The organism is Paenibacillus sp. plas6 (genome assembly GCF_057221655.1).
In genome coordinates, this window is sequence record NZ_CM170151.1 from 289,189 (window position 1) to 315,480 (window position 26,292).

The 26,292-nt window shown below is 39.0% G+C and carries 26 protein-coding genes and 1 other annotated feature; of the genes, 8 read left to right on the top strand and 18 right to left on the bottom strand.

Annotated elements, in window-relative coordinates:
• The first annotated feature begins 55 nt into the window (after positions 1-55).
• Complete coding sequence (gene rpsT, locus AC2TDL_RS01425; protein WP_484698270.1) at positions 56-328, top strand: 30S ribosomal protein S20; 273 nt, start codon at positions 56-58, stop codon at positions 326-328.
• 53 nt (positions 329-381) lie between these two features.
• Here rpsT and AC2TDL_RS01430 read toward each other — a convergent pair whose 3' ends face one another.
• The 6 genes from AC2TDL_RS01430 to AC2TDL_RS01455 form a co-directional block, all read right to left on the bottom strand.
• Entirely contained in the window at positions 382-1,683 is a 1,302-nt protein-coding gene (locus AC2TDL_RS01430; protein WP_484698271.1) for an MFS transporter, read from the bottom strand.
• A gap of 368 nt (positions 1,684-2,051) precedes the next feature.
• Positions 2,052-3,101, bottom strand: coding sequence for a DNA polymerase III subunit delta (gene holA, locus AC2TDL_RS01435; RefSeq protein WP_484698272.1), 1,050 nt, complete (start codon positions 3,099-3,101; stop codon positions 2,052-2,054).
• A gap of 256 nt (positions 3,102-3,357) precedes the next feature.
• A complete protein-coding gene (locus tag AC2TDL_RS01440; RefSeq protein WP_484698274.1) occupies positions 3,358-4,470 on the bottom strand; it encodes an anti-sigma factor family protein in 1,113 nt (370 codons plus the stop codon).
• Positions 4,467-5,015, bottom strand: coding sequence for an RNA polymerase sigma factor (locus AC2TDL_RS01445; protein ID WP_484698277.1), 549 nt, complete (start codon positions 5,013-5,015; stop codon positions 4,467-4,469). The genes AC2TDL_RS01440 and AC2TDL_RS01445 overlap by 4 nt, the downstream gene beginning before the upstream one ends.
• Positions 5,016-5,181: 166 nt before the next feature.
• The gene (locus AC2TDL_RS01450) at positions 5,182-7,773 is read right to left on the bottom strand and encodes a ComEC/Rec2 family competence protein (RefSeq protein WP_484698279.1); all 2,592 of its coding nucleotides are present in this window, start codon (positions 7,771-7,773) and stop codon (positions 5,182-5,184) included.
• Positions 7,774-7,858: 85 nt separating this feature from the next.
• On the bottom strand, positions 7,859-8,392 hold the full coding sequence (locus tag AC2TDL_RS01455) for a deoxycytidylate deaminase (RefSeq protein ID WP_484698280.1): 534 nt from the start codon (positions 8,390-8,392) through the stop codon (positions 7,859-7,861).
• A 67-nt stretch (positions 8,393-8,459) separates the two neighbouring features.
• On the opposite strand from AC2TDL_RS01455, the gene AC2TDL_RS01460 reads away from it, so the two are divergent.
• A complete protein-coding gene (locus AC2TDL_RS01460) occupies positions 8,460-8,618 on the top strand; it encodes a hypothetical protein (protein ID WP_484698282.1) in 159 nt (52 codons plus the stop codon).
• 62 nt (positions 8,619-8,680) lie between these two features.
• On the opposite strand, the gene AC2TDL_RS01465 is transcribed toward AC2TDL_RS01460, so the two are convergent.
• A complete protein-coding gene (locus AC2TDL_RS01465; RefSeq protein WP_484698284.1) occupies positions 8,681-9,973 on the bottom strand; it encodes a homocysteine synthase in 1,293 nt (430 codons plus the stop codon).
• Positions 9,974-10,142: 169 nt separating this feature from the next.
• Positions 10,143-10,718, bottom strand: a complete 576-nt coding sequence (locus AC2TDL_RS01470) for a ComEA family DNA-binding protein (protein ID WP_484698286.1) — start codon at positions 10,716-10,718, stop codon at positions 10,143-10,145.
• A 105-nt stretch (positions 10,719-10,823) separates the two neighbouring features.
• On the opposite strand from AC2TDL_RS01470, the gene comER reads away from it, so the two are divergent.
• Positions 10,824-11,669: a late competence protein ComER gene (comER, locus tag AC2TDL_RS01475; RefSeq protein WP_484700982.1), complete on the top strand. Its 846-nt coding sequence runs from the start codon at positions 10,824-10,826 to the stop codon at positions 11,667-11,669.
• A 36-nt stretch (positions 11,670-11,705) separates the two neighbouring features.
• Here the strand turns inward: comER and leuS are convergent, their stop codons facing one another.
• The 3 genes from leuS to AC2TDL_RS01490 all read right to left on the bottom strand — a co-directional run bounded on the left by leuS (position 11,706) and on the right by AC2TDL_RS01490 (position 15,329).
• Positions 11,706-14,147 carry a leucine--tRNA ligase gene (gene leuS, locus AC2TDL_RS01480; protein WP_484698287.1) on the bottom strand — a complete coding sequence of 814 codons (2,442 nt, stop codon included), beginning with the start codon at positions 14,145-14,147 and terminating at the stop codon, positions 11,706-11,708.
• A gap of 61 nt (positions 14,148-14,208) precedes the next feature.
• Positions 14,209-14,436 (bottom strand) — a binding site (T-box leader).
• A 93-nt stretch (positions 14,437-14,529) separates the two neighbouring features.
• The gene (locus tag AC2TDL_RS01485; RefSeq protein ID WP_484698289.1) at positions 14,530-14,895 is read right to left on the bottom strand and encodes a hypothetical protein; all 366 of its coding nucleotides are present in this window, start codon (positions 14,893-14,895) and stop codon (positions 14,530-14,532) included.
• Positions 14,896-15,017: 122 nt separating this feature from the next.
• A complete protein-coding gene (locus AC2TDL_RS01490) occupies positions 15,018-15,329 on the bottom strand; it encodes a hypothetical protein (protein ID WP_484700984.1) in 312 nt (103 codons plus the stop codon).
• Positions 15,330-15,467: 138 nt separating this feature from the next.
• Between AC2TDL_RS01490 and AC2TDL_RS01495 the strand changes: the two genes are divergently transcribed.
• Both AC2TDL_RS01495 and AC2TDL_RS01500 read left to right on the top strand, forming a co-directional pair.
• Positions 15,468-16,886, top strand: a complete 1,419-nt coding sequence (locus AC2TDL_RS01495; protein WP_484698290.1) for a DEAD/DEAH box helicase — start codon at positions 15,468-15,470, stop codon at positions 16,884-16,886.
• A gap of 227 nt (positions 16,887-17,113) precedes the next feature.
• Positions 17,114-17,551, top strand: a complete 438-nt coding sequence (locus tag AC2TDL_RS01500; protein WP_484698291.1) for a hypothetical protein — start codon at positions 17,114-17,116, stop codon at positions 17,549-17,551.
• A gap of 105 nt (positions 17,552-17,656) precedes the next feature.
• Here AC2TDL_RS01500 and AC2TDL_RS01505 read toward each other — a convergent pair whose 3' ends face one another.
• From AC2TDL_RS01505 to AC2TDL_RS01520, 4 genes are all read right to left on the bottom strand, one after another.
• Positions 17,657-19,516 (bottom strand): sensor domain-containing diguanylate cyclase, encoded by a 1,860-nt coding sequence (locus tag AC2TDL_RS01505; RefSeq protein WP_484698293.1) that lies wholly within the window; start codon positions 19,514-19,516, stop codon positions 17,657-17,659.
• Positions 19,517-19,628: 112 nt separating this feature from the next.
• Positions 19,629-19,820, bottom strand: coding sequence for a hypothetical protein (locus AC2TDL_RS01510; RefSeq protein ID WP_484698294.1), 192 nt, complete (start codon positions 19,818-19,820; stop codon positions 19,629-19,631).
• Between the two features lie 137 nt (positions 19,821-19,957).
• Positions 19,958-20,707, bottom strand: a complete 750-nt coding sequence (locus AC2TDL_RS01515; RefSeq protein ID WP_484698295.1) for a pseudouridine synthase — start codon at positions 20,705-20,707, stop codon at positions 19,958-19,960.
• Positions 20,707-22,251: an RsmB/NOP family class I SAM-dependent RNA methyltransferase gene (locus tag AC2TDL_RS01520; protein ID WP_484698297.1), complete on the bottom strand. Its 1,545-nt coding sequence runs from the start codon at positions 22,249-22,251 to the stop codon at positions 20,707-20,709. The genes AC2TDL_RS01515 and AC2TDL_RS01520 overlap by 1 nt, the downstream gene beginning before the upstream one ends.
• Positions 22,252-22,373: 122 nt before the next feature.
• On the opposite strand from AC2TDL_RS01520, the gene AC2TDL_RS01525 reads away from it, so the two are divergent.
• Positions 22,374-22,892 carry a thioredoxin family protein gene (locus AC2TDL_RS01525; RefSeq protein ID WP_484698299.1) on the top strand — a complete coding sequence of 173 codons (519 nt, stop codon included), beginning with the start codon at positions 22,374-22,376 and terminating at the stop codon, positions 22,890-22,892.
• Between the two features lie 12 nt (positions 22,893-22,904).
• A complete protein-coding gene (locus AC2TDL_RS01530) occupies positions 22,905-23,417 on the top strand; it encodes a PCYCGC motif-containing (lipo)protein (RefSeq protein ID WP_484698300.1) in 513 nt (170 codons plus the stop codon).
• Between the two features lie 123 nt (positions 23,418-23,540).
• On the opposite strand, the gene yjbM is transcribed toward AC2TDL_RS01530, so the two are convergent.
• On the bottom strand, positions 23,541-24,344 hold the full coding sequence (yjbM, locus tag AC2TDL_RS01535) for a GTP diphosphokinase (protein ID WP_484698301.1): 804 nt from the start codon (positions 24,342-24,344) through the stop codon (positions 23,541-23,543).
• A gap of 17 nt (positions 24,345-24,361) precedes the next feature.
• Positions 24,362-25,459 (bottom strand): quinone-dependent dihydroorotate dehydrogenase, encoded by a 1,098-nt coding sequence (locus AC2TDL_RS01540; RefSeq protein WP_484698302.1) that lies wholly within the window; start codon positions 25,457-25,459, stop codon positions 24,362-24,364.
• Between the two features lie 173 nt (positions 25,460-25,632).
• On the opposite strand from AC2TDL_RS01540, the gene AC2TDL_RS01545 reads away from it, so the two are divergent.
• Complete coding sequence (locus AC2TDL_RS01545) at positions 25,633-25,776, top strand: hypothetical protein (RefSeq protein ID WP_484698303.1); 144 nt, start codon at positions 25,633-25,635, stop codon at positions 25,774-25,776.
• Between the two features lie 256 nt (positions 25,777-26,032).
• Here the strand turns inward: AC2TDL_RS01545 and AC2TDL_RS01550 are convergent, their stop codons facing one another.
• Positions 26,033-26,269, bottom strand: coding sequence for a ferredoxin (locus tag AC2TDL_RS01550; protein WP_484698305.1), 237 nt, complete (start codon positions 26,267-26,269; stop codon positions 26,033-26,035).
• Positions 26,270-26,292 lie beyond the last annotated feature (23 nt).

The following is a 26,292-nucleotide window of genomic DNA, read 5'->3' on the forward strand; positions in this document are numbered from 1 at the left end:
TGTTGATAAGGTTTCTGGATAGAAGAAGCTTTGACTAGTTTAGGAGGTGAATTTCATGCCAAACATTAAATCTGCGATCAAACGCGTTAAAACTAGCGAAAAACGTCGCGCATTGAACGCTTCTCAACGTTCAGCACTTCGTACTGCTGTAAAAACAGCTGATCAAGCTATTGCAAGCAACGATGTTGAAGCAGCTAAAGTTGCTGTACTTAATGCATCTAAAAAATTGGACAAGGCTGTTACTAAAGGCCTAATTCATAAAAATGCTGCTGCACGCAAAAAATCTCGTCTTGCTAAAAAACTTAACGCACTTAGTGCTCAAGCTTAATAGCGATGAATTCAAACCTCAACATTTGGTTGAGGTTTTTTGTTTTAAATACATTAACTCACAGCATCTTCTTGAATTTCTCTGCTTCTGTCTAAAGCCTTAATATCCTTTACGCGTGATGCGACTAATGCTGTCAAAATGACGAAAATGCCAGCAATAATAAATAAGAAACCAATCCCTCTGCCAGGACCTACTCCGATAACTGCACCAATCAATTCTGCTAATACACCATCTGGCATTAACCACGGATTAAATAACTTATCTGCCAACACTCCAGCGATACTATAGGCAATAACAAATCCTAACTGCGATATAATCCCAATAATTCCCCAAACTCTTCCTTGCTTTTCATTTGGAATATTTAAACGAACAAGCACATCAGCACTTGTATTTACAAGTGGCAATGCCCCTAAAAACAATATCCCCGCTACAATTAACAAATAAATATTTGTTGATGTCCCTAATAATGACAACGCAGCACCAGCAAGCAGTAAGCCCATTATTAACAATGAGGAATAAGCTCTCGTAATTGTAAATAGACCGAGTAGTAATGATGATACAAGCATGCCAAGTGCACTGAATGATTGAAACATTCCGAGCATTTTTGCTGTTGTAAAAGAAAGCAGCATCGGACCAATTAACGTTTCTAAAAAGCCAACAAAAAACGTCACCAGCGATATAAAGCCAACAAGCAATAGAACTCCTCGATTATTGCTTATCGCCTGCCAGCCTTCAAGCAATTCCGAAACCCACATTCTCTTTGCCGTTGCTGCCTCAACATTCCCAAACTTACTGCGCACTGCAAAAAGGGCAAAAATAGATACAACATAGGTCAACATATTAATTAGTAAAATATTATCAACCGTCGTTATCGACAAGAGCATACCTGCAACAATCGGTGATAATAAAAACTTTGCAGATTCTGCTAACTGCATTAGACCGCTACCTCTTCCATAATCTTCTTCTGCTAATAAATCAGTCGCTGAAGCACGATAAGCAGGCGCTTGAACTGCTGAAAAAACGGAACTAAACGCCACTCCTACGCAAATGTGCCAAAGCTGCAAAGAAGCAGACAAATACAATAAATAGATGAATAATAAGCTGAGTGCGGCTCCTAGATCGCCAATTATCATTAATAGACGACGGTCATAGCGGTCTGCTAATACGCCACCTATCGGTCTAAGTAAAATATTTGGAGTAAAAGTGAATAACGTCACTAATGCGACTGTGGTTGCTTGGTTTGTCAGTTCAAATACATAAACCCCAAGTGAGAATGCTGTTAAGCCAATGCCAATGGTTGAAATAAATTGACCAGCCCATACAATAAAAAACTTAGAAAACTGCTTTTGAATCATATTATTCCCCTCATTTCACTTTAAAATGGTTTGTGCTAAAGCAAACTGGTTAGCAAGCCGTTTTTCGGCATCCTAAAATTTTCTAGTTTTTTTCTTTAGGTGACTACTAACAGACATAGACATAATCACAGCTCCCTTCATATCAAAACTAACTAAACCGACCGACCGTCGGTCGGTAATTCTTCAAAAAAAAATAATAATGTCTTCCTCCAATGATAATTTCAAAATATTACCGATATTAACATAATCAGCTATATATTGCATCATTCTCAGGACTGAAATGATTGTTTTTCTGCATTCATAAAGAACACAAAAAAGCTAGCAATCTATAACAATCAGCTAACTTTTTTTGTGTCATGATATTTATTTTAATGCGTTCGGTTAAATGATAATGTGTGTTTACTTCCAAGTGATAATATAAATAACTCTAATCCTAACGCTTTATCTACACGTCCAATTTTCATACTGTAATCTAAATCAGCAAGCGCACTTAACAGCTCTGCCAGTCGCTTTTTGGGATAATTTTTTGCTTTTTCCGCAGCAAGCTTCACCGCATATGGATGCGCACCAATCATGCCGGCAATTTGATTTGGACTATAGTGAAACTCCTCTAACTCTTTAATTTGCAGCATCATTCGAATTTGGCGCACAATTAATGCTACTAGCTTGATTGGCTCTTCCTTGCGAACTAGTAACGCTTTATACATCGCAAGAGCTTCAGCAAGCTTAATATTAACAATCATATCGACTAGTGCAAAAACATCTTCCTCTATCGTTACAGCAATCAATTTGTCTACTAATTCTACAGAAATCTCTCCGCGATCTCCCACATGAAGACATAGCTTGTCCAATTCTTGAGCTAGCTGTTGCATCGAAACACCGATTCTTCGGATTAATAGCTCTGCCGCGTCGGGGGTAATTTCCCTGCCTTGCTCAATTGCTTTTTTACGCAACCACTGGATAAGCTGGATATGATCAAGTTCAGGAAAATGTACCAGTACATTGCGATCCTTCAAACTTTTTACGAGTTTTTTACGCTCATCAAGCTTTTCTCCATTAACGACAAACACTAATACTGTGCTTTCCAATGGATGTTCCATATATTGCAGCAAAGATTCAGGCTTATGCTCTAACTTATTGTTATCTTTTCCTGCACAAAAAACACTGCTATCTTTAACGATAATTAGCTTTCTTTCTACAAAAAAAGGAGCTGAATCTGCCTCAACAACAATTTCCTCAAGCGTTGTCTCCCCAGTATCAAATTTGACAATTCCCATATTCTGCTCGTCTTCTGCAAACATCCGATTCTTTATTAATTCAACAAATTGCTCCATACGGTAGCGATCCTTACCGTACACGACGTATAATGGTGAAAATTTACCTCGCTGAACCGCTTTAATTGCATCCGCAGCTTCCATCAAGCAACCTCCCACTAACCACTAACGACCATTTGTATTGAAAAAGTGTACCATTGTCTGTCACATTGTGCAATCTCATAATAAAAAAACAAAGGGATGACATTGCTTTCGCAGGCATCCCTTTGTTATATATTAACATTCCTAGCTAGCTCCATGGCGCTAGCAATGGAATGGTCTACCGACGGTTATACCTGTCGTAGACTTTGACATATTGTAATATACGCACTTACTTTAATATGTGTTACAAATATTCATTTTAATTTTCTAAATTAATGATATGACGAGAGAGCGTCCCCTCACTATCTGACTGTTCATATACAAAGAACTTGCTTGAATTGTCCCATTCTACAAAGTTAAGCGATCCTGTCGGTTCAATATCCCAAGTATTCAGCTTCATAGCGGTGCTTGTTTCATACAGCTCTATTGTATGCCCATTTAATACAATATAGACTAGACCATCCGGAGAAAAATGTTTCTCTAGATGCAAGTCGTCACCAGTAATACCCATTGCAGAATTAAGGAACTCCCCTTGTAATTCTTTATCCCCGCCTTGATTTTCCACTTGTTCTGGACCAACATTCGCGCCACTTTGGTCCTTTGAAGTAATCTGAACCGCAGATTCAGTGCCGGTTTGTTGTTCCGTAGTTGAGGATTTATTGCCATTTACTGTACTGCTTTGAGAGTTAGTCTTTTCATTAGCCTTTGGTAAAGAATTATCTTGTGAAGTATTAGCCTCCTCCTCTACTGCAGGTGCTAACTCCTTTGTTTCATTATGAGAAACTTTAAACTCATCACTCGGATAATTTTCTATTTTCATACTCTCAATAGGAGAAGATAACGGCGTAATGTGATATCCAGAGTCAGCTTCAGTAGTTTCTCTAGATAAATCTTCAACCATTGCATTACTGTTAAACTCTCGAGACGTAGGAGCAGCAGCTGGGCTGCTATCATTATTACTTGCAGTACCGCTTGATATCTGTGACATTGCTACACTATCTGCGGCGGTATTAGCAGCTTTATCGCTATTATCAAGATTGGTCATAAGTAATACAACCGCCGCTGCTGCCGCAACACTTGCTGCAGCAGTCATCCAACGCTTCCATCTAGCTGCCTTAACAATCTTCTCTTGTTGCTGTTCTCGTTGACGATCTATCGCTTCTAATTCAGGCAAGATAGAATCTACAATACTTATCGAAGGGGTCACTCGAGGCAACTGTTCCAAACTTCCCGATAGCAACGTTAGTCGCTCGAATAAGCCTTGACACGCTTTACATTCACCAAGATGTGTCATAAGTAATGTTAGCTCTTGCTCGTCAAGATCATGATCTAATTGACGTTGCATTAATTCACCTACCTCAGTGCAAATCATCCTCTTACACCACCTTTCTGATAATCTTGTAGTAATTGCTGTAGCTGTTGCCGGGCTCGAAATAGATACGATTTTACAGTGTTTAACGGTAAATCAAGCGATGCTGCAATTTCATTGTAAGAAAAGTCCTGTAAATATCGTAATATAACGACCGTCCGATGATGTTCAGGAAGCTGTTCAATGGCTTGTTTAATATCATCCATTGCAAATGTAGCAAGCACTTCATGCTCTACGTTGCTTTTCTCCTGAAAAATTAACTCATGCTCCTCAATCGAAATTGTAGGTTTGTTACGTCTGAACTTGTCAATACAAATATTAGTTACAATTCGCTGTACCCATGTTTTAAACTGCGCCTTTTCTTCATACGTATCTATTTTAGTGTATATTCGGATCAATGCTTCCTGAGAAGCATCCAGTGCATCCTGCTCATTATTAAGAATATAATAAGCTGTACGATACACATGGTTTTCAATCTCTCGCAAAAGAGTTATCAATGCTTCTCGATCCCCGGATTGAGCCGCTTTAATGAGCGATGGCTCTACCACGTGAAAGATCCCCCTCTCTTGCAACCTTACAGACGCTATTACTAGTACAAAGGTTGCAGCCGTAGATTAGAATATTTTCATTTTTATATTAATATCAAATATTTTCAGCATACTTTAAACTTCTACCATATTCAAGCATATCAAATATTGAAACATTCGTCACCGTCTAGTTCCATTTCAGGTAATAGGTACGTTTTTTATCAATAATAAACAGCACTTCTCCTTGTAAATCAGTACGAAAAACAAGACTTTTGTACTGCTCTAGTCGCTCTAGCACATCTTGATGCGGATGACCGTAAAGATTGTTGCGCCCTGCAGAAATAACAGTAACATGCGGCTGTGTATATGACAACCAGTTATAATCTGTTGAGTAACGGCTGCCATGATGTGCAACCTTCATTACATCAATTTCTGGCAGCGGCAAACTTCGAGCATTAAGCACGCTTAACCGATGATTGTTAACAAGAAGTTCCTCACTTTCACGATTAATATCTCCTGTATAAAGAAACGTAGTTGAATATATCGTAAGTAAAAAAACAAGACTTCTTTCATTTTGCTCTGACACAAATTCTATCTCATTCGGCTGCTCATTTAACGGCCACAACATTTCAATTTCGGTGTACTTGTCGATCATAATTTTCTCGCCAATTAAAGGCACTTTCAGAGGAATTTTTTTCTCGATAACTAATTGAAACAACTTCTCTACTTCACTAGATTGCACATAACTGCCATTCCACCAAATTTCTTTAATCGGTATATGCTTCATTACTTCGATTAATCCACCAATATGATCTGTATCTAAATGAGTTATAATGACAACATCCAGCTGATGCACACCTCTTTTCATTAAAAGAGGCAACAATACATTTTTACCTACTTCAAAAGGATCCTTGCGCTGTTTCCACGGCTCTTGCTTGCCAAACTGAACCGTCCCTCCACCATCTACTAGCAACATTTTTCCTGTAGGAGTTCGAATTAAGCTAGAATCCCCTTGCCCGACATCTAAAAAGCTTACAGCTGCGCTAGTTTGGAGCAGTTGTGGGTAGTAGGCATAAATCAACAGAGAAATAACAGCAAGTAAACTAAGTAAAGTTAATCGATGCTTAACCCAAAATCGCTCCTTTGATGGGATATAAATCGCTGAAAGCTCATCAATCGCTTCAAGCGGCTCTGTGTCGTCATTAACATAATTACTATTAATCTTATTATACTGGATCCGCCAGTAATGAAACAAAAAAAACCATACTCCATACCATAGTATTATCCACATTATTGAAGGAGAAGCCCATATCGTATGCAATATGTTTACGTTATTGAATATGTCGACGACAGCAAAGCTAAATTCATTACTCCAGTGTACTATAGCAGCAAATGGCTTAGCGATAGTCGGTGATATATGTCCAAGCAATAAAGATAAGCTAGCTAGCGGCATAACGAACATGCTAATAAAAGGTACAAGCACAAAATTAGCAAGTAAGGAGAGAATATGAAATTGATTAAAGTAATATATCGTTAATGGGAAAGAGATAATTTGAGCAACAATTGTAACAGTTAGCGAATCCGTTAGCCATTTCCATTTTATAAAATTAGACATTATTTTTTGCATTGGTGGCACACCAACAATTAATCCTAAAGTAACGATAAACGATAGTTGAAAGCTAATATCATGAATAAGATATGGTCTGAATAACACAAGCAGCGCTGCGACAAGTGCAATAATATTAAGTCCATCCTTAAGTTTACCTGCTCTTGCTGCTAATAGACCTAACATAGCCATCAATCCAGCTCTTAGCACGGATGGAGATGCTCCTGTAATTGCAACATAACAAGGAACAGCAATTAATAGCAATGATATAATGAACTCCTTGCTGCAACGAAAAAACTTGAGCATAACTGTTAATATGTACATAAATATAGCAACATGCAAACCCGAAATCGCTAAAATATGGGTTAAACCAATCGTAGAAAAATTGCGAAATTGCTCAGGATCAAGCTCAGAGCGAATGCCGATAATTAGTCCTTTCAAATAACCGCTTTCTACCTTATTATAAATGGCGTCCAGCGGAGCCGCTAAACGCTTACGCGCTTCATCAATGTAATCTAATAAGCTGGTAAAATGCCACCCCTTTAATATTTGCAGGCTGCTTGCACTCTTGCTTCGCCAAATCCAATGAATCCCCTTTTTCAATAAATATTCACGATAATTAAACATTCCAATATTATTGGCTGTTGACGGTTTTGAAATTGTCCCTTGCAGCTCAATAGGCATTCCTCTTCGCCATTTTGCTGCAAGCTGCAATTCTTCCTCGTGCTCTAATACTAGGCGAACAATAAATTTTTCTTTTTCTTCTATCATTAATGGCGGCTCTATTACTGTTAACTGTTTAGACTCAAAGGTAAAGGTTACTAAGTTTCCATCTATTTCTACCTCACTTACAATGACGCCTGTTGCCCTCGAAGCAATTTCTGCATCTTCTTGTAAAAAAACTTCGCCTTGCTGACCTAATGCTTCAAGCTGCTTTGTTAGCGGCGAAACATTATTTATATCTATCATAAATCGTTCAAATGAGCCAAAGAGGAATAAAGCTAGCAGTAGTCCAATTAATGGAATAGAAGCCGCTCTATTGATAAAGACAATTAACAATAAGAAACTTAAACCAATTAGTGTTAATAACCATATTGAAAGAATTTCTAGCGAAGCAATGATATGACCGCTTAAAAAGAACAATACTGCATAGATTACCGCTCGTTTCCTCATCGCTTTCACTCCTATTATTCCTGATTTTTAAACAAAAAAGAACCTAGATCACAGTTGATCTAGGTTCTTCCGAATTTAAGTATAGTTATTGTTTCACTTCCATAGCAGCATGCTCTGGAGGCTCATACGTATCTAATGAACGAAAAATAATACCTACTTGCTTCATCAAATGTCTTACTTTTTGGTCATCCTTTAAATAAGGTCGATGAAATACAATTTCACTAACACCGCTATTGGCAAGCATATTTGCACAGGTCCAGCACGGCTGATCCGTCACATAAACAACCGCACCTTCACGGTCAATCCGATCGGTAAAAAGCAGCAAATTTTGCTCAGCATGTATTGTACGAATACAGCGTTGTTTTTTAACAATTTGCTCTTCGCCTTGTTCATTGCGGACAAGCTCATACTCCTCAGCAATCATGCAGCCGGCTTCTTCGCAGTCTTCTACCCCCATCGGCGCTCCATTATATGCGGTTCCAAGCAGCTTTTTGCCTTGCACTAACACTGCTCCCACATGTCTGCGATGGCAGCGCGAACGAGTCGAAACCATATAAGCGATGTCCATAAAATATGTATCCCAATCTTTGCGAGCATGTATCGTTGATTTGTTTTGCATAATTTCCTTCCTTCCCTGCATTTCAAGCCTAGCTGTTAGCTATATTATAAGCGCAACTAGAAAATAAATGCAAAGGACCAGAGATGACCGTTCTTTCCCGTCGACTAAGGTTGCCAAAAGTAATGTCATCAAAGCCGAGCGTCTGCTCCCTTGTCAGCTCGGCTTTCAGGACCGAGAAGATAAGGTGAAACTAGAAATTGAGCAGCACAGCGGAAATTTCGGTTGAACCTTATATTCGACGTCGAATCCACTACTTAGCTAGCACTTCATCATCAAAGTCGAGCACGTTTACTTCTGGCTTGCTGCTATTGCCTGCTCCAGATCCCCAATAATATCATCAATACCTTCAGTACCGATAGACAGACGAACCATACCTGGAGTTACCCCAGTTAACAATTGCTCCTCTTCACTAAGCTGCTGATGCGTAGTGCTCGCAGGATGAATAATTAGCGACTTAGAATCTCCAACATTAGCAAGATGAGAGAATAGCTTCACTGAATTGATTAGCTTTTTCCCTGCTTCTACTCCGCCTTTAATACCAAATGTCAAAATAGCTCCTTGACCTTTAGGCAAATATTTTTGTGCTAAGTCATAGGATGGATGACTAGGCAATCCAGCATAGCTGACCCATTCAACTGCTTCATGTCCCTCTAAATATTTTGCAACAGCAAGGGCATTCGAACTATGACGCTCCATGCGAAGATGCAATGTTTCTAGACCTTGTAACAATAAGAAGGAGTTAAACGGTGATAAGGACGCTCCCATATCACGCAATAGTTGTACACGCGCTTTAATAATATAAGCTAAAGAGCCTACTGCTTTTGTATAAACGATGCCATGATAGCTTGGATCTGGCTCTGTTAAGCCTGGGAACTTATCGCTTGCTGTCCAATCGAATTTACCGCTATCCACGATTACACCGCCGATCGATGTACCGTGACCACCGATAAACTTAGTAGCTGAATGAACAACGATGTCTGCTCCATACTCAATCGGACGCAGCAGATACGGACTTGGGAACGTATTGTCTACAATTAACGGAATACCGTTTTCATGAGCAATTTTTGCAACTGCCTCAATATCAAGAACATCCCCGCGTGGATTACCGATTGATTCAGCATATAGCGCTTTTGTTTTTTCATTAATTTTAGCGCGGAAGTTCTCTGGATTAGACGGATCAACAAAATGTACAGTAATACCAAGCTTTTTAAGTGTATGTGCGAATAAATTATATGTACCGCCATACAAACTTGAAGCGGAAACAATTTCATCTCCAGCTCCAGCAATATTCAAAATAGAATAAGTAATTGCAGCTTGTCCAGAGGAAACCGCCAAAGCGCCAACTCCTCCTTCTAGCTGAGCAACACGATTCTCAAATACGTCAGATGTAGGGTTCATGATGCGAGTATAAATGTTGCCAAATTCCGCTAAACCGAAAAGATTTGCTGCATGATCTGTGTCTTTAAAACCATAAGAAGTCGTTTGATAAATTGGCACGGCACGAGACATTGTTGTCGGGTCAATGCTTTGACCTCCATGAACGGAGATTGTTTCAAGCGAAAGCTTTCTTTCTTCTGACATTTCTTATTCCTCCTTAAATGTTGTAGCTTCCTCGCCTCACTTCTATTGGAAGCAGGAGCCAAGTTCATGACACTTCCTGCGATGCTCTTTTCATAAAGTGGCACACATTAATAGAATCATATAATATAAATCTTTTTTAGTAGATTTATACATTATCATTATGAACGAACTAGGGATTTGCGACAATACTTTCTTTAATTCTTTCAAAAACTTTTTCTCCGATCCCCTTTACTCTTTTTATATCTTCAATTCTCTTAAATTTCCCTTTTTGTTCACGATCAGCTACAATAGCTGCTGCTTTAGAGGGACCTATTCCATTTAATTGTTGCAACTCCTCAGCAGTTGCCGTATTAATATCAATTTTCCCTGACTCTGAACTGCTTTTTAATTCCGTTTCGCCAGAATTTAGCTCTTGAACAGCATTTTCTTGAGCAGTTGTAATTTCAGATGCAGCAATATTAACCTGATCACCCACCATTGGCTGATCTGACTCATTTACACTGTTCAAATCTGCTACAGAATTTTGCTGATTAACCATTTCATTGGGTGGCGAAATGGCCAAGGGAGTATCTTTAGTTTGCTCGAGCCAATATTGCTGTACAAGCTGTTCAAGCGGAATCTTTTCTTCTTCCTTTAATCCGTTTAGCTTTATAACTAGGGCAATTACGATGCAAAGCAGACTTATCCCTAGTGCAGCAAGCAGAACAATCTGCATGGCATCAACCTTCTTCTGTTGCCAATTCATACTAAAAACCTCTTTTCTTCTCATCAAATTGACATATGATACAAGCAATCTGGAATACGATAGGTATGAATAGTGCTTTCAACTTTCCAAACAGGAGGGATCATGATGCAAATTGGATTTATCGGAGCAGGAAGTATGGGGAGCCTATTGATTGAAGCATTCATATTAGCAGAGGCAGTAGAGCCACATCAAATAAAGGTAAGCAATCGGACCTTCGCTAAAGCGGAAAGGCTTGCTATTCAGTTTCCCGGCTTAAATGCAGTGCAAACGAATTGTGAGGCTGTACATGGCTCTGACATTGTCTTTTTATGTATTAAGCCTCATGAGTTTGCAAATGTAATTGCTGAAATTAAAGATATCGTAACAGCTAATCAAATAGTTGTTTCAATAACTAGTCCTGTTTTGCTCGCTCAATTGGAACGGGAGCTTAATTGTCATATTGCTAAAATCATTCCAAGTATTACTAATAAAATGTGGAGTGGAGCAACGCTATGCATATATGGTGAAAAAATTGATGAGGAACATAAAGTGATGCTTGAGAAATTGCTTGCTTATATCGGTGAGCCAATCAAAATCGAGGAGAGCTTTACAAGAATTGTTTCCGATATATCGAGCTGTGGTCCTGCCTTTTTTGCCCTATTGCTTCAGCAATTTATTGATGCCGCGGTAGTAAAAACAGGTATAGCTCGCCCTGAAGCAATGTTAATTGCCGGCAATATGCTGCTTGGAACAGGATTATTGTTAACAGAGGGTGGTTTAACAACAGAGGATGTTCAAAAACGAGTTGCAGTACCAGGCGGGATAACAGAACAAGCACTTTCAATGCTGCGTCAAGAAACAAATGGAGTATTTGAGAAGTTAATTGAAACAACGCATCGGAAATATTACGAGGATGTTGAAAAAGTAGAGGCTACCTTTAACCAAGATAAAGCGGAGATACGCGAGCAATAGCAAATTATTGTACTGCTCGCGTTTTTCCAGCTATGATTAGTTAGCAACGATATTGACAAGCTTACCTTTTACTGCAATAACTTTGCGAACTGTTTTGCCAGCGATTAGCTCAGCCACCTTCGCACTTTCTTTCGCTTTAGCTTCCATTGCAGCTTCATCCAAATCTGCAGCAATGGAAATTCGATCTACGATTTTACCATTTACTTGAACAACAATTTCTACCTCTGCATCAACTGTCCAAGCCTCATCGTAAGTAGGCCAAGGTTCATACGTAATTGTATTGTTGTGGCCAAGCATTTCCCAAAGCTCCTCAGCAATATGCGGAGCGATTGGTGAAAGCATCTTCACGAAGTCCTCCATTGCCTTACGTGGCAGAACTTCAGCCTTATATGCTTCATTGACGAAAATCATCATTTGGCTAATAGCAGTGTTGAAGCGTAAGTTTTCAATATCATCTGTAATTTTCTTAACCGAACGATGCCATGTGCGCATAAATGCTTCACTAGCTTGATCAGTATCAGTAATACGTTCATTCAACTTACCGTCCTCACCAACATATAGACGCCAAACGCGCGCCAAGAAGCGATAAGAACCTTCAACACCATTTGTGCTCCAAGGCTTCGTAGCTTCAAGAGGACCCATAAACATTTCATATAGACGTAATGTGTCAGCACCAAACTCATTAACGATATCGTCTGGGTTAATTACATTACCGCGTGATTTAGACATTTTTTCATTATTTGTACCAAGAATCATACCTTGGTTAACTAGCTTTTGGAATGGCTCTTTCGTATCGACAACGCCAAGATCATAAAGTACTTTATGCCAGAAACGAGCATATAGCAAGTGAAGTACCGCATGCTCTGCTCCACCGATGTATAAGTCTACTGGAAGCCATTTCTTTTGCAATTCTGGTGAACAAATTTGCTCACTATTTTTCGGATCAATGTAGCGCAAGTAGTACCAGCAGCTACCAGCCCATTGCGGCATTGTATTTGTTTCACGGCGAGCCTTCATGCCTGTTTCTGGATCGACTGTGTTTACCCAATCCTCAACATTGGCAAGCGGAGACTCACCAGTACCAGAAGGTGTAATTGCATCAACATCAGGAAGAAGCAATGGCAATTGAGCTTCTGGAACAGTTTTCATTGTACCGTCTTCCAGATGAAGAATCGGAATTGGCTCACCCCAATAACGTTGACGAGAGAACAACCAGTCGCGCAAGCGGTAAGTAACTTTCGCTTTACCTGCACCGATAGTTTCAAGATGTTTAATCATCGCTGCAATCGCGTCCCCATTGTTCAATCCATTTAAGAAATCAGAGTTTACGTGCGGACCGTCCCCTGTATAAGCTTCCTCATCAAGATTACCGCCAGAAACAACCTCGATTATTGGTAAATTAAACTGTTTGGCAAATTCATAGTCACGTGTATCATGACCCGGTACAGCCATAATCGCACCTGTTCCGTAGCCTGCTAGTACATAATCTGCAATCCAAATCGGCAGCTTCGCACCGTTAACAGGATTAATTGCATATGCACCTGTAAATACACCTGTTTTCTCTTTTGCTAAGTCAGTACGCTCTAAATCACTTTTACGTGCTGCTGCATCTTTGTATGCTTCTACAGCTGCTTTTTGTTCAGGGGTTGTAATTTTCTCTACAAGGCTATGCTCAGGCGCTAACACGCAGTAAGTGGAACCAAATAATGTGTCTGGACGAGTTGTAAATACTACTAATGTATCGTCGTGTCCATCAATTTTAAATGTCACTTCGGCACCAGTTGATTTACCGATCCAGTTACGTTGCATTTCTTTAATGCTTTCAGACCAATCCAGTTCTTCTAGGTCTTCAAGTAAACGTTCAGCATATTCAGTAATTTTTAGCACCCATTGACGCATTGGCTTACGAATTACCGGGTGACCGCCGCGTTCACTTTTACCATCAATAACTTCTTCATTTGCTAGTACTGTGCCTAGCGCTGGACACCAGTTAACCGGTACTTCATCAACATACGCGAGACCTTTTTTATAAAGCTGGATAAAAATCCATTGTGTCCATTTATAATAATCAGGATCAGTTGTACTAATTTCACGATCCCAATCGTAGGAGAAGCCTAACGACTTAATTTGACGACGGAAATTGTTAATGTTTTTAACAGTAATATCTCTTGGATGCTCACCTGTATTTAACGCATGCTGTTCAGCAGGCAAACCAAAAGCATCCCACCCCATTGGATGCAATACATCATAGCCTTGCATACGTTTGAAACGAGAAATAATATCAGTTGCAGTGTAGCCCTCAGGATGTCCTACATGCAATCCTGCTCCTGATGGATAAGGGAACATGTCCAGAGCATAGAATTTAGGTTTGCTATCATCATCTAACGTTTTAAATGTTTTGTTTTCTTCCCAATATTTTTGCCACTTCGGTTCAATCTTTTGCGGATTGTACCCATGGCGTACTTGTTCCTGACTCATAGTATTTCCTCCTAATGATATTAGCTTCATAACAAAAAACCTCTCGTCCTAGCGGATTAACGCTAGGGACGAGAGGAAGTTTCTCACGTGGTACCACCCTAGTTAGTAGCCATATTCTTTATGTACTACTCACTCATATCGTCTTTATCGCAGACATACGGTGTATTTTGCAATTGCTTTACATACACTGCTCCAAGGCGAGTTCTGCTTGCACAAGCACCGACTTTCACCTGCCGCCGGCTCTCTGAAGCTTGACATCAAACATACTATTCCTTTTCATCACATTACATTCATATTAATATTGATTATATAAAGCAGATCGTTCAGTGTCAAGTCAAGCTCCGCTGACTAACTGGTAAGCAAGCAACAATGAACTTTCATATTACTGTTCAATCGTAAAGTTATTTACTTGCTGAGTCGTTTGTTGTTTTGTGTAAGATTGATGTTTCCAAAAGCTATAGATCGCAAATCCTAATAAAAGATGATGAAGAATAACGCCAAATAGAGCGGCACGCCCCTGCATAAACAGTGTCATAAACCATAAGCTAATCATTGGAAGCTGCAGTACGAAAAGGAGCAGCATTACAATTTCTAGCTGTTTATCTATAATCTTTATATATATCACTTTTGACAATATAAGTGTTATAAGTAATAACACTCCTAGCAGCAAAACGGTATAACCCCAAGCCTGCAAGGCTGATGACAGCATCCCATTCGTTATTCCTAACACATCAAAATCTAACCACATATAGAGGGTGTAATTTACGCCCAATGCACATGAAAAAATTGCAGTTATGACAATTCTCCATACTTGGCAATTCATATTTCCACCACACTTTCATCAAATTACCTGCATTACCTTCTCTCCTTTTACACTCTCTTATATATCCGAAAACGTTCGATATGATCATAAAGTCCAAGCTTCTGTAACACCTCATATTGATAAGGTCCAAGTAAGTCAAAATGCGGATAGCGGTCTCGATAATGAATATACTTTGGATCCAATTGAAATTGCTCACACCATAAAGTTAATTTACGTAAATCGCTGCAGCCTACCTTTGTAACTGTATTATAGTTTGGAAAGCGTTTATCCTGCCAATAATGTGTTAAATAAGCGATTTCACCTTTCTCTACAGCCGACTTCCAAGCTGCTAATTCAGCTCTAGTAATTCCAAATGCGATTACGATCCCTCCAAACCTAAAGCTAATTGCATTATAATGTTCTTGATACTTAAGCATAACATATGAAAGCAGTTGATGCACTTATTGGTTACAACTGGTATACTAGCAACAGACAGAAAGAAAAGAGGAATAATAGCAATGACAAATTCATTTATAGCATTAGGAGTAAGCGAGCAGCTTGCTCAACAACTTAAACTTAATGGAATCACTAAACCGACTCCTGTACAATCGGCAGCTATTCCTAAGCTGCTGACTGGTACCGATATGATTGCTAAGGCGCAAACAGGTACTGGTAAAACACTTGCCTTTACATTACCTATGTTGATGAAGTTAAATCCGCAAAAAGATCAAATACAGGCGTTGATTTTAACTCCAACTCGCGAGCTTGCTATTCAAATTACGAGCGAGCTTAAAAAATTGAACAATGTTGTCGGCGCTTCCGTGCTTGCCTGCTATGGCGGTCAAGATGTTGCAGCGCAAATTAAAAAGCTGCAAAAATCTCCGCACATTGTAGTCGCAACGCCAGGAAGACTGCTTGATCATTTACGTCGTGGCACGATAAATATCGGTAAAATCTCTATGCTCGTATTAGACGAAGCTGATCAAATGCTGCATATGGGCTTTTTACCTGACGTGGAAACTGTATTAATGCAAACTCCTAAAGCTCGTCAAACGATGCTTTTTTCAGCAACGATGCCGGATGCCATTCGTCAGCTTGCCAAGCAATATATGAATAAACCGCAACAAGTGGATATTCAATCTGAGCAAGTAACCTTAAATAATATTAAACAGCATGTTGTTGAAACGACAGATCGCAATAAACAGTCTGATTTAATCCATTTGCTGCAAACACAAAATCCTTTCTTGGCAGTTATCTTTTGCCGCACAAAGCTTCGTGCCAGCAAGCTTACAGAAGCGTTGCAGGAGTCTGGCTTTAATGCGGACGAGCTCCACGGTGATCTTACACAGGCTAAGCGCGAACAAGTTATGCGTAAATTTCGTGATTTGAAATTACAAATTCTTGTTGCAACCGATGTTGCCGCGCGCGGACTAGATGTCGAAGGTGTATCACATGTGTATAATTACGATATACCGCTTGACGCAGAAAGCTATATTCACAGAATAGGTCGAACTGGGAGAGCTGGTCAATCTGGCTATGCGATAACTTTTGTTGCAGCTAAAGATCAACAAAAGCTAGAGGCAATTGAACGTGGAATTAAGCAGAAGATTCCAGTACTTAAACTTGAACAGCGCGAGCAAAGTTCAAGCGACAAAAGTAAAAAACGTGAACGCAATGAGCGGGAGCGCGCAAAAAATCAGAAGTATGAGACTGAGCAAAAGAAAGAAGCTTCGTCAATCAAAGGAAAAGCTAAGAAAAACAACCCTTGGGAAATTACCGAAGAGGATATTCTAATTGCTCAAGGTAAAAAACCAAAAAAGAATCAAACGTCAAATAAAAATAAAACTCGCTCTAGTAGCAAAGTAAAAAGCAGTCGTTCCAGCAATGGCCGTTCAGGTGGTCGTTCAGGAGGACGTCGTACTGAGCGTCGCCGCTAATTAAATTAAGCACTGAAAAAGTTTAGAGCAACTTTGAAGCTTTTAGCTAATTTTTTATATTTGTCAGTAATTAAGCTAAATCGCCGTCACAGGTTGCTCTAATCTTATTTTCCTGCATTTCCTCTCCTCTTCCGGCTTCTTTTATTCCCGCATTTTTGCAGATCAATTTTATTGCAACATTTATTGTCGTTTTTCCATTATTTAGTAAAAAAGAAAGGAGCATTCTTTTGCAAAGAAACCGGTTAACAAGCATCCTTATCGGTGCGCTGCTCTTTATTGCTTTTATTTTGGGCTGCTCCAAAACAGTAATGTCAAACTCTCCTCCAAATGCAGCGGGTGAGATAGAGGGACAAAAAATTTCACTTATCAAGGGCTCTTACACATGGAATAACACAATCGCTGATGCTCCTAATCCAGAGAACTTAGTAAAAAACAGCACAGCTTATGTTATTAAACGTAATGCCGAACTAAAGATCATTTTCCAAAATAGTAAGCCAAATGAGATTAGTGTAGAGCTTTGGGGCGATGTCAGCAATGCAGAGCTACAAAGAAAAGAGGACTTATTTGTCCTTCCAGAGGGTCCTGGGACATATGTATTATCTATTTGGGGAAAATGGGCAGGGGGCAACCAAGTAAACTACGCGGCTAAAATTCAAGTTGAGTAAAGCTATTAAAGTCTGCTGTTTCTAGTGAAATTCGATTGCTGCAGCAGACTTTAAAGGCGAAGTGCGTCTGTTCTCCAGAAGTTTTTTCCTTCGCCAGTTAAGTCATTAATCAGCTACCGATGTCGCATTACGTCCTTTATGCTTTGAATGATAGAGCTGCTGGTCGGCTGCGTCTACTAATTCAACCTCAGATTCATATACCTGATGATGATGAAGAGCAGCAACACCAACACTGATTGTAGCAATTCCGTTTTCTCGCTTACAATGCGGAAGCTCTGCCTCTGCAATCGCAGTTCTGACGTTTTCTGCAACCTGAAATGCTTGTTCAAGATTATGATCAGGTAACACAATAATAAATTCTTCGCCGCCATATCGAGCAAACAAACTATTCGAAGGCAGCTTTTGCTCTGCTATTTTTACAATCCGTCTTAACAATAAATCTCCTTGAATATGTCCGTAATGGTCATTATATTTTTTAAATTCATCAATATCAAACATTATAATCGCGAGGTGCGTATTATTATTCTTAGCATTTTTAAAGGCTTGCTTAATATAGGAATTAAAGCGATGACGATTATATATCCCTGTTAAACTATCTCTTGAAGCTTGATATTCTAATCTTTCATTCGCTTCCCTTAACTCCTTTGTACGCAAATTAACCTGCTCATCCAATGTTGAGTTAAGCTCAATCAAGGATAAATTCAGTGCTTCAGTTTCTCTTACCTTATCAGCATAGCTTTTACTCATTAAAAATACTTGAATAACAACATATATCCATACAGCTACTAACGACAATGAGATAAGATTCGAATCGATCCATCCTTGATTAACCAGATAATCATTCAACATCCCTAACATTACTAGAATTAATCCAACAGCGTTCGCATGATCATGAAGATTATTTTTATGAAAATGACGTATTAGAATATTCAACAAATAAAATGCGCCAAAAACTACACAAACAAATGCAACAGTTGATAATCTTTGCATGATTAATGGATTTGAAAAAACAGTTACAACCATAGCAACTTCAATAATTGCAACTAAACCTAAAAAGATAAATTTAGAAAATTGCTGCTTAAACCATGTATAGACTAAAAAAACTAGCAGCAATAAAGATAAATATGTAAATAAATATTCAAGCATAACTCCTAATCGAAAAGGGATAGTTAAAAGCGTGAGATTATATAAAAATGGTTCGGCGAAAAACGCTCGAAACGAATAGCAAATACAAAATGAACCAAATATAAAAAATTCTCGTTCCTGACGACGAAAACCAGCAAATAGGATCATAAAAATGCCCATAATAAAAATGCTGCCTGCAACGAAAAGTATCCAAATAATGCTGGAATTAAATTTTTTCGAGACGACTGAAGCATCTCCGATAAAAATTGACTTTTCAAATCCGCCGCGTGTATGTTCAAAACTTGATATTTGAATTGTTATTAATAGCTCATCGCTATGGGGGGTATAATAACCAATCTGGGGTGACATTTCAGTACGATGTTCTAGCCTGTTAGTTCCTGTCACTCCGTTACTGGATATTTCAACTTGGTCAACAAATAGTTTATATGCACTGTATTGATGTGGAACATAAAACGCGAGCGTCCGCCCCACATAATCTTCAGGTATTTTTACACGTGTAGCAAATGTCCCGTAGTTGCTTGCTCTACCAGTCAGCTCTTTAAAGGAGCTAGGTATTTGTACAGTACGAATATCATTTCGGAATATATAATTATAAACTTCTGTCGGAAGTAATAACTGCTTATCAAAATAAAACCATTCTCCATCAACAGGTGAATAAAAATCTTCGTCTTTAATATTTCTAAGGTCAATTACTGCTTTAATGTTTTCCTCGTTAGCAACAGCTGCGCATTGATTGACCCATGAAAATAACCCTGTTAATGCTAGCAGTATAATTATAAAAAACAATCTAATTCGAGGCATTAATGCTAGTATAGTCAATTATGCTCACCTCACTGTTATCTGTTGTAAATGTACACACAATTACAGATAAAAGCAACAAAATAAGACTGCCAGCTTGTTTTATACATCTGACAGTCTTATAAAAAATAAACTACGATGTTAAGGCAGCTTCAATTCGCTGCTCACTGGCTTTGCTGCAACGTTTGCATACTTCAATCTTTGTTCCATTGGGATGCTTTACTGAATAAAGCAATTTAATTCGTGTAGCCTTACATACAGGACATGTCCCACGTGCTCTTGAAGGGAGCTTGTACAACGATTTTCCTCGATTATTTTTAGCCATACAACCCTCCGATTATATAAAGTGTTTGCATGCCTTAACTAGCAAACCTTCTTTATATAATGCAAGAGGCATCATAAATATGCTTAGTTTAATATGGTTATAGCAAAGAAATTTATCTAATCAAATAACTAAAGTCACTAATTACGCTGACGATGCTGTTTAAGTTCCTGAATTTCTTGTGAAGTAAGCTCACGATACTCCCCTTGCTTTAGCTCAGGGTCAAGTTGGAGCGGTCCCATTGCTACCCGCTTCAGCGTCAACACTTTTTTATTTACAGCTTGAAACATACGTTTTACTTGATGAAATTTCCCCTCTGTAATAGTCAAGACAATAAAGCTGCACATCCCTTGTTCCCGCATCTCTTTTTCTATAATCGTCAGCTTCGCAGGCTTAGTAACATATCCATCATCAAGCATTACTCCTTGTGCAAATGCTTCTACGTCTGCTTCCGTTACATCTCCTTGCACTAGTGCTTCATACGTTTTGTCTACATGCTTTTTAGGGGATAACAGCTCATGTGCAAGTTGTCCATCATTTGTTAGCAACAGCAGTCCAGTCGTATCTTTATCTAATCTTCCTACAGGGAACGGATTAAGCAATTTATCATCGTGCTCTAACAGATCAATAACGGTGCGTTCTCTTCCATCCTCCGTTGCAGAAATAACACCTTGTGGCTTATTCATCATTAAATAAATAACAGAACGATAGAATACTTGCTCACCGTCAAAAGTTATCATTTGCTTCTCTGGCTCAACAATAAGTCCACTGTCTTTAGCTTTAGCACCATCTACAAATACTCTGCCTGCTTTAACTGCCTTTTTAATCTCACTGCGCGTACCGTATCCAGCATGAGCAAGCAGCTTATCAAGCCTTAGTCTTTCTCCCATTACATTAACCTCCAGCCTGCTGGCAGCTCATTTTTAATCATGCCATTATTGTATTTACCAAAGCCTACAGGAAATTCATCAACTAGAACGAGCACATAGCCATTTCGTTTAACTGGTGCTTGAAGCTGCAATTTTTCTTCTTCAACAAATATCGTTTCACCTCTTAAATAACGAAGCAGCAGTTCATCCGTGCTGGAGAAAGCAACGATGCGTTTTGCTTCCTGCGGTTTTAAAGCCATAGCAAAAGGATGATATGGAACAAACTTACCATGCTTCATTTCTCCTGCAAGCCAGCCTGCACGAATAACCTTTAATCCCTCTAAACTAGGCAATTCGTAAGGCTGAAAATAAACACGATTACCAAATAAGACAGCTCTTAATTGCTCTCCCCCAACAAGCTGCACATGCTCAGCAGTAAAAGCATCCCATGCACCTTGATAATCTTGCTCGACAGGTTTCGTACGTTTTGCTTCCTGGCGATTAAACTTAGCGCTTTGCTGCCCTTTTTCTTTCTTTCCACTGCTAACAGGGGCTGCTGGCCACGCGATCCGCGTTATTTTTCCCTCTTCCCAGTTTACTGGAGGAATATAGCTTTCTCCATCCCTTACTAAAACGGCAACAAAATGACCTTCTCCTTTAGAACGATGCGGCCAAATACGAATAGTGCCAGCAATTGATTGCAGTTGCTCCTCTGTTAATAAACTTTTTGTTTCAGCAGATACCCAGTCCGGCTGACCGTTGCCCCAGCCCCACTGCGCTTCAATAGGGACTACTCTAAAATCAGGATGAGTTGCTAAAAATCTTGCAATTTGTTCCTCGTTCTCTTCTGGTGAAAATGTACAGGTTGAGTATACAATCCGTCCACCAGGAGCAAGCATTAAGGCAACCTCCTCTAAAATTTCACGCTGCATTTTCGAACAGCGTTCAACAGAATAGGCCTCCCATTCTTCGATCATTGCGGGATTTTTACGAAACATCCCTTCACCGGAACAAGGAGCATCAATTAAAATACGATCAAACCAGCCGGTAAATACTTTGGCAATATTAGCAGGATGCTCATTTAGAACAATTGCATTGCGCACACCTGCGAGTTCAATATTTTTCACAAGCGGCTTCGTTCTTTCAGTCGCAATATCGTTTGATACTAATACACCATGACCTTGCAACTTTGATGCGATCTGTGTAGATTTTCCTCCAGGCGCAGCGCAAAGATCAAGAACGCGATGACCAGGCAACACATTAAGCAATTCAACAGGTGCCATTGCACTAGGCTCTTGAATGTAATATAACCCTGCATGATAATGGGGATGCTTGCCAGGTCGGTCCTGCTCAGTGTAGTAAAAGCCGGTAGGACACCATGGTATCGGCGTTAAATGCTCCTTCATCTCTGTTTGTTCAAGCCACTTATTCGTCTTTATTTTTAATTCATTTACTCTTAATCCATAAACGCGCTCATCGTCATAGGATGATAAAAAGGATTCATATTGCTCGTCTAGTAGCTTCTTCATTTTATCTATAAAAGCTTGGGGTAATTGTATTTTCATGCTGCTTTTTCCACCTCATACGAAAAATTTTCATCAACTAACAATTTCGTGTATAATATAAAAAAGTAAGCAGCAAAGATTTGCAGCTAATACTCAATATATTAATTCGGAGGGAATCATTAGTGAATGTAAAAAGAAAAAAGAAAAAAAATGGTTATGTCGTCTTAATCTACATTGGTATTATCGTTGTACTGCTAGGAGGGATCTTTGCTCTTAATAACTTTGAAAAAGATCACCCGTTCTATGGTAAGCCAACTAGTAAACTAAATGCCGCTACACGTGAGTTACTCAAAGATGAGAATTACCAAAACATTATATTACCTGAAACTCTAGATGAAAAGGTAGCTAACAAAGAAGACTTCCTTGTATATATGTTTTCTTCCACTTGTAAGTATTGTCGAGAAACAACACCGCAAATCATGCCAATTGTAAAAGAATTAGGAGTTGAACTCAACCAATTTAACGTATTAGAATTTCCTGAGTATCAAGAAAAATACAATATTGAGTATACTCCTACACTAATTTATTTTGAAGACGGTGTTGAAAAAGAAAGAATTGTCGGCGGTGTTATGCCAGAAGGGTCGACTGGCGGTGCAACACTCCAAGAATACCGTGCTTTCTTTGAAAAATACAAAGGATAGTAAGGAGTCATTATGAGTACAATTAACCATGATGAAGACCAAGCAAAAGTAAACAGTAGCAATAAATCGTCATCCTTTATGTACTTATTTTTGCTTGCTTTTGGCTTAATTACATTGTTAGCTGCTTGCAGTTTAAGTGACAATGAAAGCAGTCATGTGCATACCGTAGGCTCGGAAATTTGGGAAACTACGAATTCACCTGATGAACTTCCAGGCTTTCTTGATCAGCATACTGAGCTGACAAAATCACTATATAGTCAAGTACATGCCCATGTACATGAACTGGGTGAAATCCCTTGCTATTGCGGATGTATGGTTGCAACTGAATTGGACGAGGCTCATGATTCATTGCGCAGGTGCTATTTAGCTGAATATCCGTCCGATGATGGAACAGTGACTTGGACTGATCATAGCACCACTTGCGGCATATGTAAGCAGGAGCTAGAGCTTGTCATAAAGATGAGTAATGAAGGCAAAACGATTGATGAAATTAAACAAGCAATCGACCAAAACTTTATGCATTAATATGGACGCGCAAAAAAGCACCGAGCATTGCAAGCGAGATGAGGACTAGCCTCCTCTCTCGCAAGCGAGCTCGGTGTTTTTATTTACTAAAAAAACCATACGAAACGAATAATTTTAGCATTTTTATATCTGAATATTCTTTTTAGCTTGAGCAATATCAGCAACAAGCTCTAGCGATAATTGCTCTAATCCAGCATAGTCCTCTTGGTTAAACAGCTCATTAAACCTGCTTTGATATTGTGCTGCTAACCGTACTTTATGAAAAGCATATAATTTTTGAATACCAGACAAAATTGTGGTTACACAATTTGAATTTTCCTCGAAGGTCGTTTGAGCTTCCAAAATTTCCTTGCGAATACTTGCCATTTCCATATCCAATGAATTAGCAGCCTCAGCAGCTTTTTTTAATCGCTGCTTTACCTCTAATGGCAAATCTTGCTTATATTTGTAGTTTAAAGAATGTTCAATTGTTGCCCAGAAGTTCATTGCAAGTGTACGGATTTGAATTTCAGCTAATATTAAGGTGTGTCCAAGTGCAGTTTGAACAGGATATTCAATAATCATATGATAACTACGATAGCCACTCTCTTTATAATTAGCGATATAATCCTTTTCATACACAAGCGTAAAATCTTTACGCATACGAATCAATGAAGCAACACGGTATATATCATCAACAAATTGACACATAATACGAATACCGGCAATATCCTCTATACCGATATGCAAACGATCATCTGGAACATTTAATCGTTTTGCTTTTTCCAAAATACTAGAAATTCTTTTTACTCGACCAGTTACAAACTCTATTGGCGAGTAGTCCTCTCGACTTTTCAGCTCAGCTCGCATCGTTTTGAATTTTACCTTTAATTCTTCAACAGCTTGCTCGTATGGCTGCAAAAATAGACTCCAATCTCTTCCGTCCATTTGGCCGCCTCCTGTATCTATTTATGATCAGCACCGATTGCTTGGCTAATGTTGGTGAAGCCATCCTTCTGCAAACATTTCTTCAAACCATCCGTTAGCTCTTTCAGCAAATCTGGGCCCTTATAAATGAGCGCAGTGTATACTTCTACTAAACTTGCACCAGCTCGAATTTTATCGTATGCATCTTGTGCATTAAAAATTCCACCAGAACCGATAATTGGTAGTTTTCCATCAGTCAATTTATATACCTTAGAAATAACTTCTGTGGAACGTTGTTTAAGCGGAATACCACTTAACCCTCCTGTTTCATTCCGATTGGCATGAGTTAAGCCTTCGCGTGATATTGTCGTATTTGTAGCAATAATTCCGTTAATGTCACTATCCATAATTGAACGAACGGTTTGCTCTAACTGCTCATCCGTCATATCTGGAGCGATTTTAACAAATATAGGTTTTACCTTTGCATTACGCCGTGAAGCCTGAATACTCATTTCTTCACAGATATGCACGAGCAAATTATGTAGCTCATTGCCATGCTGCAGATCACGCAATCCTTGTGTATTTGGAGAGCTAATATTGACCACGAAGAAATCTCCTACATCATAAAGTGTTCGTATGCAGGAACGATAATCTTCATGAGCTAATTCATTAGCAGTTACTTTATTTTTACCGATATTTACTGCAACCGGAATGTTATGATTTTTTCTTCGCTGTAACGATTGCAGCATTGCTTCAGCTCCGTTATTATTAAACCCCATTCGGTTAATTAACGCTTCATCTGACGGCAAGCGAAACAAACGTGGTTGCTCATTACCAGGCTGCGCTTTCGGTGTTACGGTCCCGGCTTCAACAAATGCAAATCCAATACTAGAGAAACCATCAGTTGCTACCCCATTTTTATCTAACCCAGCAGCTAAGCCAATGGGGTGATTAAAATCCATCCCCAATACATTAACTTCTAGTTCTGGTGCAGGCTTCACACCGTATAATCCATTCATTATCGCTAAAGCGCCAGGAACTTTACCTGACGTCGCCATAAAATTAATAACTAAGTGATGCGCCTTCTCTGGATCCATCTTAAAAAAGAAAGGCTTCAGTATACTTTGGTATAACATATGTCCACTCTCTTTCCGTATACAATCTCTAACATTAAGTGTATCGTTTTTGCACGCAAAAAGAAAGTATAGTAACGATTTCTATCATATTGATAACGCATTCTTATTGCCAGTCCAATCGAAAAGCTATACAATACTGTGTATAATAACGTAAAAAGAAAGGTTGAGTAACAATGGGTGCACCAAAACGTAAACCAGCGACAATTAAGCAAAAACAACAACATGAAGAAGTTAATAAAAAAGCTCTTTACTGGACAGTTGGCTCGGCTGTAGCTGTTGTCGTTATTCTTGCAGTTTTACTTATCGTATTTTCATAAAATAATTACATGCTTATACATTTGAATTTGAATAGCTTAAATGAATAAAGCTGTCCAGGATGTCAATGCAAGATCGACAAACTGAACAGCTTTTGTATTTTTTCTTACATAAGACAGCATTGCTGACATGATGTTATAATTTAGAGCTTCGAGCATATGAATAAGAAATATATTAATTACATATCTGTCTGTAAACTATAAAAATAAAAAACAGTCAGCATTATGTTGCCATAAGCTGACTGCTCTTTATCATTCATTATTTATTAAAAGGCTCATCTGAAATACGGATGGAGTCAGTCGGACAGCCATCACAAGCATCCTGCATATCTTCATACAGGTCTTCAGGAATTTCAGTGATCCCTCTATTATTGTCACCCTCATAAACAACTTCAGCTAGACCCTCGTCATCGTAGTCATAAATATCGGGTGCAGTTGCACCGCAAGCACCGCATGCAATACAGGTGTCTTTTTCAACCCAAGTGTATTTAGCCAACGTATTTCCCTCCTAGTTCTATC